Source organism: Flavobacterium seoulense, from assembly GCF_000695795.1.
Lineage (GTDB): Bacteria > Bacteroidota > Bacteroidia > Flavobacteriales > Flavobacteriaceae > Flavobacterium > Flavobacterium seoulense.
Genome location: NZ_JNCA01000034.1, coordinates 38,389 through 51,230, shown reverse-complemented (window position 1 = coordinate 51,230; position 12,842 = coordinate 38,389). Strand labels below are relative to the sequence as shown.

The window sequence follows — 12,842 nt, the reverse complement described above, 5'->3', positions numbered from 1 at the left end:
CAACTTGGCTACAGCTACAGCGAAAGATCCAAAAGATAAACCAATAACGGCTACTTCTACTGATCCTACGCCTTGTACAACTTGCCCTAAAGATCCTGAGTGTACAAATTGTACTATTACTGAATTAACACAAGCTCCAAAAATTGCTTTAGTAAAAACAGCAAGCATAGCTGGATCAGGTGCTAAAGGAGATGTAATTACATATACTTTTACTGTAACAAATACCGGAAATACAACGTTGACTAATGTAGTTGTAACCGACCCGATGATAGGATTAACTATAACTGGAAATCCAATTGCAACTTTGAATGTGGGTGCTTCCAGTTCTGTAATCAAAGGAACATACACTATTACTCAGGCTGATATTGATACCGGAAAAGTAACTAATAGTGCTTTGGCAACTGCTAAAGATCCAAAAGGAAATAATGTAACTGACATCTCTGGAACTACAGTAGAAAATGACACTCCTACTACTACTCCATTGACTCAGAATCCTGGTATGACTTTAGTGAAAACGGCTATTGTTAATAGTCATGGTACTGAAAGTGATGTGTATAGTTTTGTTGATGATGTTATCAATTATACTATAACTGTACAAAATACAGGAAATGCTACTATTCATAACATTATTGTAAAAGATCCTTTAACTGGATTAGATACTACAAATCAAGCATTCAGTCTTGCTCCAGGTGAACAAAAACAATTCTTAGAAAGTCACACCATAACATTAAATGATTTAAGAGAAAATAACATTACTAATACTGCTAATGCTAGTGGATTAAGTCCGAACAATACTCCTGTAACAGCCGAAGATACTTTAGTTATCGAAAGAGCTCAGGTATTAGGATGTGGAACCATACTTGTTCACAATGCTTTTACTCCAAATGGTGATGGAATAAACGAATTATTTAAAATTGACAATATTGATGATGTCATTTGTTATCCTGAAAATTCAGTTGAAATTTATAACCGTTGGGGAATACTAGTTTATGAAACTAAAGGATATGATAATCTAACTAAAGCATTCAAAGGCTACTCTGAAGGAAGAGTAACATTCGATAAATCGGCTGGATTGCCAACTGGAACTTATTTCTATGTTTTGAACTATACTGCTGTAGGTTTACAAGGCGAGATGATTGCTAAAAAACAGCAAGGATTCCTATACCTTTCCAGATAAAACAACTCAATTTAATACCTGAGGTTGATTAAAAACCTCAGGTATTATTAAAACTAAGTAAAATGAAAACAAAACTACTACTAATCAGTCTAATGTTTACAGCTATGGTAAGTTACGCACAACAAGATGCACAATTTACCCAATACATGTACAACACTATAAATGTAAATCCAGCCTATGCTGGTTCAAGAGGAGCTATGAGTATTTTTGCCTTGCATCGTACACAATGGGTTGGACTTGATGGAGCACCTACAACTAATACCGTTTCGATTAATACTCCGTTTAATGGGAGTAGATTAGGTTTGGGAGTATCAATTATTAATGATAGAATTGGACCAACAACAGAAAATACACTTTCTGCAGATCTATCCTACACCATCCCTACTTCTGAAAATGTGAAACTTTCTTTTGGACTTAAAGCTTCGGCCAACTTATTCAATTTAGATGTTAACAAATTAAATCCTGAAAATGCTGGTGATCCAAGCTTGCAAGCATTCGATAATAAAATATCACCAAATATTGGAGCAGGTATTTATCTTCACTCTGATAAGGCTTATGTAGGAGTATCTGTTCCTAACTTCATTGAAACAAATCGGTATAATGATAATCAAGTAAGGGTTAACAAAGAAAAAATAAACTATTATTTAATTGCAGGCTATGTAATGGATTTAAGTTACAACCTAAAATTCAAACCAGCTTTGCTGACTAAAATGGTACAAGGCGCACCTTTGCAAGTAGATGTTTCAGGAAACTTTTTGTTTTTTGACAAATTAACAGCAGGTATTGCCTATCGTTGGAGTGCTTCTGTAAGTGCTATGGTTGGTTTTCAAATATCTGATGCCATGTATATTGGTTATGGATACGACTTAGAAACTACCAAATTAGACAATTACAATTCAGGATCTCATGAAATTTTCCTGAGATATGAAATTTTCAAAAACAATAATAAAATTACAACTCCAAGATTCTTTTAAATACAATTATTATGAGAAATCACGACTTTTTTTACATGATAATAAGTATTTTTTCATGTACTGTTTATTCGCAAAATACGGCTGTAATTACTGCTAACAAAAACTATGTGAGTTACTCTTATGTCGATCCGTTAAAAACCTACGAAAGAGTAATTGAAAAAGGATATAAATCTACTGATATGCTGAAAAAATTAGCAAATGCACATTATTTCAATGATGAATTAATAAAAGCGGCCAAATGGTATCAGGAATTGTTTGCCTTAGCTAAAAGTACTGATTTAGAACCCGAATATTATTTTAGATATGCTCAATGTTTAAAATCTATTAATAAGAATGATGAGGCCAATGAAATGATGAAACTATTCAATCAAAAAACAACGGTGAATACAGCTTCAAATAATTAAAACTCCACGATTCATCTAAAAACAACTATTATGAAAAAAAATATACTCCTTTGCATAGCTATAGTAAGTGTTTTTTCATGTAACATTTATTCCCAAAAAGCTAAACTGGCATCAGCTGATAAAAAATATGACAGCTATGCCTACATTAATGCTATTAAAACGTACGAACGAATTGCTGAAAAGGGATACAAATCGGTAATGATGTATCAGAAGTTAGGAAATGCCTACTATTTTAATGCTGAACTAGACAAGGCAGCAAAATGGTATGGCGAATTATTTGCCGCAACATCTGATGTTGAACCTGAATATTATTTCCGTTACGCTCAGTCATTACGTTCTATTGGCGAAAATGATAAAGCCAATGAAATGATGAATAAATTCAACCAATTATCAGACAACGATAACAGAGGGCAATTATTCAAAAAAAATCAAAATTATCTTGATGCTATAAAAGAAAATTCAGGACGATTTAAAATCGAAAATGCAGGAATAAATTCTAAATATTCTGATTATGGAACTACCATGTATAATAACAAAATCTATTTTGCCACAGCAAGAGATACCGGTAGTTTAGGACATCGCAAGCATTCCTGGACCGATCAGTTTTTTACTAATTTATATACTGCTGATTTAAGTGATGAAATGACGGCATCCAACCCTAAAAAGTTTGATAAAGCAATCAATACTAAATTTCACGAATCGACTCCGGTCTTCACAAAAGATGGCACCACAATGTACTTTACCCGAAATAATTATCTTGATGGTAAAAGAGGAAAAGATGGAAAAAATGTAATTCTGGTAAAACTATACAAAGCTACTTTGGTAGATAATAAATGGGCTAATACCACTGCATTATCTTTTACTAGTGATAATTACAGTACAGCTCATCCAACATTAAGTGCTGATGAAAAAACATTGTATTTTGCCTCAGATATGCCCGGAACATTAGGACAATCGGATATTTTTAAAGTGAAAATAAACAGTGACGGAAGCTTTGGAACTCCTGAAAATTTAGGAAACAGCATCAATACAGCCGGGCGGGAAACCTTTCCTTTTGTAAATGACGAAAACGAACTCTATTTTGCGTCCGATGGTCATCCCGGTCTAGGAGGATTAGACATATTTGTTTCTAAAATAAATACCAACGGAACTTTTAATGAAGTGAAAAATATTGGAGCTGATGCTAATTCGTCCAAAGATGATTTTGCTTTTGTAATTGATACCAAATCCAGAAAAGGTTTCTTTAGTTCGAATAGAGATGGCGGTCAGGGATTTGATGATATCTACCAGTTTTTAGAAACTAAAAGACTCATTTGCGAACAACTATTATATGGAGAAATTACCGATTTAAATTCTAAAATTTTGCTTCCTGATACAAAACTGACTTTATACGATAGCCAGTTTAATCTTATTAGTACAACAGTTTCTGACGAAAAAGGAAACTATTCATTTGCTGTAGAATGTGGTAAAAGTTATAATGTAAGGGCTGAAAAACCAGAATATACCACAATAGAACAAAAAGTAAAAGTTCCTAAAGAAAACGGAAAAACCTATTTACCATTAGCTCTCGAAAAAGAACAATGCAAAGTAACTATAGGTGACGATTTAGGCAAATGCTTTGGCATTAAAATGATTTATTTTGACTTAGATAAATCAGATATTAGAATGGAAGCAGCACTGGATTTAGAAAAAATATTAGATGTTTTAAATCAATATCCTAGTATGAAATTAGATATACGTTCGCATACTGACAGCCGTGCTTCTTTCAAATACAATGAAGCATTATCAGACAGAAGAGCTAAATCAACTATTGCATGGTTAGTTAAAAATGGTATTAAAGCCAACAGATTAACTGGTAAAGGTTATGGCGAAAATCAATTAGTTAACAAATGTTCAGATGGAGTACAATGTACTGAAGAAGAGCACCAAATGAACCGTAGAAGTGAATTTATCATTACTGATTTATAACTCTAAACCACTTTCCTGATTTGAAAATTAAAACCTTGAAAGCTTAGTTCTCTTTCGAGGTTTTTTATTTACAATTATATCTAAAATTTCAATTTATTATATTGAAAAATATGCTACAAAATCTTACTAAGAACGTGATTATTACACTTTTTATCGAAAAAAATACTGATTTTAGACAACGTATAATTTTTTCTATTACATTTAGCAAAATTAATTTTTGAATTTTATTAAATAATCAATTAGAAAAAAGACATAAAAAACTAATTTCAACTTTTTAATTTTATAATATGAAAGTAACCCCAATCTTCTTTTTCATGTTAGCAAGTTTATTGTCTTACAATAGCTATTCACAAAGTTCAAAAGTATATACTACTGATAAAATAGGAAAAAGCTATGCTTATGTAAACGTAACGAAAACTTACGAGCGTATTGCCGAAAAAGGTTATAAATCAGTTGATTTATTCCAAAAATTAGGAAATGCATTTTACACCGAATTAAATATGGTAAAAGCCGCAAAATGGTATGGCGAATTATTTGCAATGACTACTGATTTAGATCCTGTATATTACAACCAATATGCAAAATCATTATATGCCATTGGCGAAAATGATAAAGCAAATGCAATTGTAGAAAAACTTGATAAAAAACTACATACTAATAAATAAAATATTGAGTTCTTAAATATTAAAAGAAACTACATAAAATAAAAAAGAGGTTATAATTTAAAATTATAACCTCTTTTTTTAATTTTAAGAGAATAGATTTGGGGCAAATACTCTCTTTTTTTAATACTAAGAAGACAGATTTGGGGCAAATACCTTCTTTTGTACTTTATTTATAAACCAAATTAACTAATCAATTCTTGCGAAAATATTTGTATAATATTTTTTTCCTGTTGCAGCATCTTGTCTGATAGAGATACCAAAGTGAGTATAGTTACCTACTATGTTAGCTTTATGTCCTGCACTGTTTAACCAGGCTTTAACTGCTGCTTCCGGACTATTATAATTAAAAGCAACGTTCTCTGCAACTGTAGTAGCTCCTAACAATTTCATAATGTTATTAGAACGATCTACAAAACCATCATGACTTGGCGCTTTTTTGTCAATCATATAATAATCATGTTCTTCAGATTTAAAAGAAATATGATTAATTTTTTCTAATGGATTTAATCCAATACTTACTCGATAATCATTAATCAGTTTCATAGTTTCTAACTCAACCTCACTGTAAGTGTAGTTTTCAACAACTACAGCACTAACTGAATCGGCGGTTTCTTCTGAAGAATCTGAAGAGCAAGAATTCATAGTAAATATCACTGTGAAAAGCAACATTAAATTGAGTAATTTTACTTTCATAAGCTAGTAGTTTAAGTTTAAAGTAGATTGTGGGGCAAACTCTTTAAAGGGTGTTAGTTTTTGTTTTTTGCTTACTCAAACATACAACACTTTATCGTTAAACTACAAAAAAAATCGACGAAATACACTTTTTGAATTAAAAAAGAGTTAATTTCTTACATCAAGGCGATAATCTGTCGATTTTCCAGGAGTAATCTTTTTGAACAGAATATCGAATTCTGTCATGCAAACGATTAGCTCTTCCTTGCCAAAATTCGACTTCAACAGGACGTACTAAATAGCCTCCCCAATGTTTTGGTCTCAATATAGCCTGATTATCAATATCTGATTCTAATTTTTTTAAATTATTTTCTAAAAATTCGCGGGAAGGAATCACTTCACTCTGATTAGAAACTATAGCGCCCAGCTTACTTCCTTCCGGTCTTGAATCAAAATAATTATCTGAAACAATTTCAGAAGTTTTTTCGGCTATACCTTTTATGATAACCTGACGTTCGGCTGAATGCCAAAAAAAAGAAAGACATACATTAGGATTTTGCTCAATTGCTTTTCCTTTTTCCGAATTATAATTGGTGTAAAAAATAAATCCTTCTTCATTGTATTTTTTTAGCAATACAACTCTCGATTTAGGAAAACCGTCTAATCCAAAAGTGGAAACCGTCATAGCGTTTACTTCTTCTGTACCTCCAAAATCTTCTACTTCGTGAAACCAGCGGTGAAAAAGATTAATAGGGTCTTGCGGAATATTAGTTTCCAACAATTCACTTTTTTCGTAAGATCTTCTGTAATTACTTAAATCTTCCATAGTATTTGTAATTATAAATAGTAGTATAAAAAATTATAGTTCGAAACTTTCTCCATCATCTGCTAATAGAACATTTGGAAAAATAGTTTCAGCTTCTTCTTTAAATAAAGAAATAGCGTCATATCGTGTAGAATAATGTCCTAAGACCAATTGCTTCACTTGGGCTTTTTGAGCAATTGTAGCAGCTTCTTTAGCCGTACTGTGCATTGTTTTTGCCGCTAAATTTGCCTCAGATTGTAAAAAAGTAGCTTCATGGTACAAAATATCTACATTTTCAATTATTGGAATGATAGCTTCATTATAAGCCGTATCCGAACAAAAGGCATAACTTTTAGGTTTTTCTGGATCGAATGTCAATTCATTATTACTCACGAGCGTTCCATTATCTAAAAGAATGTCTTTTCCGTTCTTGATATTTTGATAATAACATTTCTCAATCTGATATTTTTGAACGGCTTCAATATTTAATTTTCGTTGATCTAATTTTTCTTCGAATAAAAAGCCATTGGTGTAAACGCGATGTTTTAACGGAATCGTTTTAACCAAAACTTTATCATCTTCAAAAATAACTTCACTTTGATTAGAGGTTAATTCGTGAAAAAACAATCCGAAATTAGGCCAGGAATTAGATAATTTAAGTTGTAATAAGATAATTTCTTTGATGCCTTTTGGACCAAAAATATGTAAATCGTTATTTCGATTCAACAAGGAAAAAGTAGAAATCAAACCAATCAAACCATAAAAATGATCTCCATGCAAATGCGAGATGAAAATTTGGTTAATCTTAGAAAACTTGATTTTGTTTTTTCGTAATTGCACTTGGGTACCTTCGCCGCAATCAATAAGAAAAAGTCGATTTTTTATTTCGATTAATTGTGCCGTAGGATTAGTTAATGTGCGAGGTGTAGCTGCATAACAGCCAAGGATAGTTAATTTCAAAGTTTATTTGGTTAACTGGTTATTTGTTTAATCGTTATCTAAGAATCATTCGATTAAACTTTTAAACGAATAAACAATTAAACGATTTAAAACCCTAAATCTCTCTCTATTTCTTCCATCTCAATAATATCATGAGCTTCTAATAAAGAGGGAACTACGGTAAATTTTTCAGGCAAAGCGTTGTAATCAAAATCAGCAACTACAACCACAAAGGATTTTTTTGTTTTCTTATGCTTTTTAGACATGGGCAAAAACAATTTTAAATCACTTACAGGCAATTCTTCTTTGTAGCCTAAAAGATCAATAATAATATTATGATTTTCATAACTTTTATATTGATGTGTAACTTTCATTAAAAAAGCAGTAAAATTGCCCTGAGTATCTTTAATTGTAATAGTATGGTCTTTTTGATCTACTTTCATAGGTGTAAATTTAATTGTTAGATTACAAAAATCTAAAGTTACTAAGATTTTTTAACTTACTGAATTTTTGATGCTAAAAGATAAATCACAGCCATTCTGATAGCTACTCCATTTTCAACCTGATTCAAAATCACTGATTGTCCGGAATCAGCCACTTCAGATGTAATTTCGACACCTCTGTTTATAGGTCCCGGGTGCATGATTACAATTTCTTTATTCAAAGATTCTAATAAGGTTTTATCAACACCATATTGCTGTGCATATTCTCTGGTTGAAGGAAAATAATTCACATCCATTCTTTCATTTTGCACACGCAACATATTAGCAACATCACACCATTCTAAGGCTTTACGCAAATTAGGTTCTACTTTTACTCCTAATGACTCAATATATTTAGGAATTAACGTTTTTGGACCACAAACTTTTACTTCGGCACCTTGCATTTGCAAAGCATAAATATTAGATAAGGCAACTCTTGAATGCAGAATATCACCCACAATCACTACTTTTTTTCCGGCTACATCTCCTAGTTTTTCTCTAATAGAATAACTGTCTAACAAAGCCTGAGTAGGATGTTCATGAGCTCCGTCACCGGCATTTACAATACTTGCTTTAACGTTTTGCGATAAAAAGTGTGCTGCTCCTGGATTAGAATGGCGCATCACCACCATATCTACTTTCATCGAAAGAATATTGTTTACAGTATCAATAAGCGTTTCTCCTTTTTTAACTGAAGATTGTGCCGCCGAAAAACTAATTACATCGGCAGATAAACGTTTTTGGGCTAATTCGAATGATAATTTAGTTCTGGTACTGTTTTCGAAAAAAATATTGGCAATAGTAATATCTCGTAACGAAGGTACTTTCTTAATAGGTCGATTAATAACTTCTTTAAAATGATCGGCTGTTTCAAAAATAAGGTCTATATCATTCTTGTTAATATATTTGATACCTAATAAATGATTTACGCTTAATTCTTTCATTCGTTTACGATTATTATTTTATTATAGATGATTTCAGATGATTAATTGTGCTTAGTTAGTCACTAAATACACTGCATCTTCCCCATCATTTTCTTTCCAGCTTACTTTTACTTTCTCATCATTAATAGCATCTACCTGTCTTCCTCTATAGTCAGGCTGAATTGGTAAATCCCTGCTAAAACGACGATCAATCAATGTTAACAATTCAATTCCCGATGGTCTACCAAAAGACTGAATAGCTGTCAAAGCTGCTCTGATACTTCTGCCGGTGTACAATACATCATCAATAAAAATAACTTTCTTATTTTCGACAATAAAATTGATATTGGTTTTATTAGCTTCCAATGGTTTTTCGGTTCTTCGGAAATCATCTCTAAAAAATGTGATGTCCAGATAACCTAATTTTATTTCGGGAGTTTCATACTCTTTTTCTAAAACTTCTTTTAGTCTTGCTGCTAAAAATGTTCCTCTGGGCTGAATACCAATTAAAATTGTGTCTTTAAAATCGAGATGTTTTTCAATTAGCTGACAAGCCAAACGATGAAGAATGATATTGACTTCTTTTGAATTGAGTAAAACTTTTTGAGTCATAGTAAAGAGTTGTGTTGGGTCATGCAAATATACAAAATCAGATTTTATTTGTTAGACTAAATCAGGTTGTAAATATTTTTTTGAATAAAAGCTAATTTAGATGAAAACCCATAATTTTAGCAGTCATCAAAATAGTTTTATCATGACAGACTTAGTTTATAGAAATGCCAATAATTCAGATCTGAAAAGAATTGTCGAAATATACAACACAACAATAGCATCAAGAATGGTTACGGCTGACACTGAACTTGTTTCGGTTGAAAGTAGGCAAAAATGGTTTGATGAACACAATCCAAACAACAGACCTCTTTGGGTTATCGAAAACTCTAACAAAGAAATAATTGGCTGGGTAAGTTTTCAATCATTCTACGGAAGACCTGCTTATAATGCAACAGTTGAAATAAGTATTTATATTGACGAATCACAAAGAGGAAAAGGTTTAGGTAAACAAATATTGAGCTATTGTATTGAAGAAGCACCAAAATTAGGAATCAAAACACTGCTGGGTTTTATTTTTTCTCACAACGAACCTAGTTTAAAACTATTTAGATATTTTGGATTTGAAGACTGGGCAACACTTCCAAACATTGCTTTACTTGACGAACAAGAATTTGGATTAAAAATTTTAGGAAAAAGAATTGCATAACAGAATTTCACTTTACCTCTATACTAAATATTATAACTCTTTTAGAAAATTATATAATACTGAAGTTTTCCTTATCAAGTAACTTTAAATTAGGATAATTAACTAATTTAAAATTATAGAAATCATGCAAAATACACTAAAAAGAACACTATTGTTATTGACTGTTATGTTTACATTCACTAGTTGCGAAGTAATTGGCGGAATTTTTAAAGCAGGAATGGGTGTTGGAATATTTCTTGTTATAGCAGTTATTGCACTTATCATTTTTCTAATAAGTAAGATAGGTGGAAAATAATAATTACTTTACTTTTAATCATAAAAAAACCGAGTCATCACTGACTCGGTTTTTGATTTTAATACTAATTACTTAGTGTAAAATTATTTTACTTCTTCGTAATCTACGTCTTGAACGTTATCACCTTCAGCTTGTGGTTCAGCAGCAGCCTGACCTTGCTCTCCTTGAGCATACATAGCTTCAGTAGCAGTTTTCCAAGCAGCATTTACGTTATCTAAACCTTTTTGAATAGCCTCAAGATCTTGAGATTGGTGAGCCATTCTTAATTCAGTTAAAGCAAATTCGATAGCTGTTTTGTGGTCAGCTGCAATTTTATCTCCTAACTCTTTCAATTGAGATTCAGTTTGGAAAATAGTACTATCAGCTTCGTTTATTTTTTCAGCTCTTTCCCTTGCAATTTTATCTGATTCAGCATTAGCTTCAGCATCTTGCTTCATTTTTTCGATTTCTTCAGAAGTTAATCCAGAAGAAGCTTCGATACGGATATCGTGAGATTTTCCAGTTCCTTTATCAGTAGCAGTTACTTTAATGATACCATTAGCATCAATATCAAAAGAAACTTCGATTTGAGGAACTCCTCTTGGTGCTGGTGGAATACCATCTAAGTGGAAACGACCAATAGTTTTGTTATCAGCAGCCATTGCTCTAGCTCCTTGCAACACGTGTAATTCAACAGATGGCTGAGAATCAGCAGCTGTAGAGAATACTTGAGATTTTTTAGTTGGGATAGTAGTATTAGCTTCGATAAGAACAGTCATTACACCACCCATAGTTTCGATACCTAAAGAAAGTGGAGTAACGTCAAGTAACAATACATCTTTTACATCTCCAGAAAGTACACCACCTTGAATAGCAGCTCCAATAGCTACAACTTCGTCAGGGTTAACTCCTTTAGACGCTTTTTTACCGAAGAATTTCTCAACTTCTTCAACGATTCTTGGGATACGAGTAGAACCTCCAACCAAGATTACTTCGTCGATATCAGATGTAGATAAACCTGCATCTTTTAAAGCTCTGGCAACTGGTGTCATAGAACGTTTTACTAAGTTATCAGCTAATTTCTCGAATTGAGAACGAGATAATTTTTTAACTAAGTGTTTAGGTCCTGAAGCCGTAGCAGTTACGTATGGTAAGTTGATTTCAGTTTCAGCAGAAGCAGATAATTCAATTTTAGCTTTCTCAGCAGCTTCTTTAATACGTTGTAAAGACATTGGGTCTAAACGTAAATCGATACCTTCTTCAGCTTTGAATTCGTCAGCTAACCAGTCAATAATAACTTGGTCAAAATCATCTCCTCCTAAGTGAGTATCTCCATTTGTAGATAATACTTCGAATACACCGTCTCCTAATTCAAGAACAGAAATATCAAAAGTACCTCCACCTAAATCGTAAACAGCAATTTTTTGATCAGTTCCTTTTTTATCTAATCCGTAAGCTAATGCAGCAGCAGTAGGCTCATTGATGATACGCATTACTTTAAGACCAGCAATTTCTCCAGCTTCTTTTGTAGCCTGACGTTGTGCATCGTTAAAGTAAGCAGGAACAGTAATAACTGCCTCAGAAACTGTTTGACCTAAATAGTCTTCAGCAGTTTTTTTCATTTTTTGAAGTGTCATTGCAGACAATTCTTGAGCAGTGTATAAACGACCATCAATATCCACACGTGGCGTATTGTTGTCACCTTTTACAACACTGTAAGGAACTCTTTTTGCTTCTTCTTGAGTTTCAGCAAATGATTGTCCCATAAAACGTTTGATAGAAGCAATAGTCTTAGTTGGATTAGTTACTGCTTGTCTTTTTGCAGGATCTCCTACTTTAATTTCTCCACCTTCAACAAAAGCGATGATAGACGGTGTAGTTCTTTTTCCTTCTGCGTTAGGAATAACAACTGCTTCACTACCTTCCATTACAGAAACACAAGAGTTAGTCGTACCTAAATCAATTCCGATTATTTTACCCATTTTTAATATATTTAGTTTTTATTATACTCAATTTAATAACTCAGGGTGCATAAGTCAATCTTTATGCCAATACGAAAGTCAGTTATAAATTGTCAGTTGTCATTATAATTGACATAAAACAATATGACAAACTGACATTTTTTTTATTTATTTCCAAGACAAATAGTTAATTAATCTTCTACTCTGCCAACTATTTCAAGGAAATTAATAATAACGTTTTATTCCCAAATATATTTTGCAAGAATATTTTAATATATTTGAAATTGAATGCTTTACATTTACAAATAAAGAAATTTAATCATCAAAAAACATACTAACC

General features: G+C 32.1%; 14 protein-coding genes. 7 read left to right on the top strand and 7 right to left on the bottom strand.

Translation table 11 applies throughout. The features are described 5' to 3' along the window. The 5 genes from FEM21_RS15455 to FEM21_RS15435 all read left to right on the top strand — a co-directional run. The coding region (locus FEM21_RS15455; RefSeq protein WP_152547425.1) for a gliding motility-associated C-terminal domain-containing protein at positions 1–1,177 on the top strand (1,177 nt) is incomplete at its 5' end. A 62-nt stretch (positions 1,178–1,239) separates the two neighbouring features. Then, positions 1,240–2,151 (top strand): PorP/SprF family type IX secretion system membrane protein, encoded by a 912-nt coding sequence (locus FEM21_RS15450; protein WP_035662407.1) that lies wholly within the window; start codon positions 1,240–1,242, stop codon positions 2,149–2,151. A gap of 11 nt (positions 2,152–2,162) precedes the next feature. After that, entirely contained in the window at positions 2,163–2,555 is a 393-nt protein-coding gene (locus FEM21_RS15445; RefSeq protein WP_236353689.1) for a tetratricopeptide repeat protein, read from the top strand. 30 nt (positions 2,556–2,585) lie between these two features. Next, positions 2,586–4,523, top strand: a complete 1,938-nt coding sequence (locus tag FEM21_RS15440) for an OmpA family protein (protein ID WP_035662393.1) — start codon at positions 2,586–2,588, stop codon at positions 4,521–4,523. 287 nt (positions 4,524–4,810) lie between these two features. Further along, positions 4,811–5,188, top strand: a complete 378-nt coding sequence (locus FEM21_RS15435) for a flagellar motor protein MotB (protein WP_236353688.1) — start codon at positions 4,811–4,813, stop codon at positions 5,186–5,188. Between the two features lie 186 nt (positions 5,189–5,374). Here FEM21_RS15435 and FEM21_RS15430 read toward each other — a convergent pair whose 3' ends face one another. The 6 genes from FEM21_RS15430 to pyrR form a co-directional block, all read right to left on the bottom strand. Then, positions 5,375–5,881, bottom strand: a complete 507-nt coding sequence (locus tag FEM21_RS15430; RefSeq protein WP_035662387.1) for a CAP domain-containing protein — start codon at positions 5,879–5,881, stop codon at positions 5,375–5,377. Positions 5,882–6,041: 160 nt separating this feature from the next. Then, positions 6,042–6,686 (bottom strand): pyridoxamine 5'-phosphate oxidase, encoded by a 645-nt coding sequence (pdxH, locus tag FEM21_RS15425; RefSeq protein ID WP_035662385.1) that lies wholly within the window; start codon positions 6,684–6,686, stop codon positions 6,042–6,044. A gap of 33 nt (positions 6,687–6,719) precedes the next feature. After that, entirely contained in the window at positions 6,720–7,625 is a 906-nt protein-coding gene (locus tag FEM21_RS15420) for a ribonuclease Z (protein WP_035662383.1), read from the bottom strand. Between the two features lie 86 nt (positions 7,626–7,711). Further along, the gene (locus FEM21_RS15415; protein WP_035662381.1) at positions 7,712–8,047 is read right to left on the bottom strand and encodes a hypothetical protein; all 336 of its coding nucleotides are present in this window, start codon (positions 8,045–8,047) and stop codon (positions 7,712–7,714) included. A gap of 56 nt (positions 8,048–8,103) precedes the next feature. Beyond that, positions 8,104–9,030 (bottom strand): aspartate carbamoyltransferase catalytic subunit, encoded by a 927-nt coding sequence (locus FEM21_RS15410; protein ID WP_035662380.1) that lies wholly within the window; start codon positions 9,028–9,030, stop codon positions 8,104–8,106. 51 nt (positions 9,031–9,081) lie between these two features. Then, positions 9,082–9,621, bottom strand: a complete 540-nt coding sequence (pyrR, locus tag FEM21_RS15405; RefSeq protein ID WP_035662372.1) for a bifunctional pyr operon transcriptional regulator/uracil phosphoribosyltransferase PyrR — start codon at positions 9,619–9,621, stop codon at positions 9,082–9,084. 100 nt (positions 9,622–9,721) lie between these two features. On the opposite strand from pyrR, the gene FEM21_RS15400 reads away from it, so the two are divergent. Beyond that, complete coding sequence (locus FEM21_RS15400) at positions 9,722–10,267, top strand: GNAT family N-acetyltransferase (RefSeq protein WP_236353686.1); 546 nt, start codon at positions 9,722–9,724, stop codon at positions 10,265–10,267. A gap of 124 nt (positions 10,268–10,391) precedes the next feature. Continuing rightward, the gene (locus FEM21_RS16625) at positions 10,392–10,562 is read left to right on the top strand and encodes a hypothetical protein (protein ID WP_201448301.1); all 171 of its coding nucleotides are present in this window, start codon (positions 10,392–10,394) and stop codon (positions 10,560–10,562) included. Positions 10,563–10,645: 83 nt separating this feature from the next. Here the strand turns inward: FEM21_RS16625 and dnaK are convergent, their stop codons facing one another. Next, entirely contained in the window at positions 10,646–12,523 is a 1,878-nt protein-coding gene (dnaK, locus tag FEM21_RS15395) for a molecular chaperone DnaK (protein ID WP_035662362.1), read from the bottom strand. Positions 12,524–12,842 lie beyond the last annotated feature (319 nt).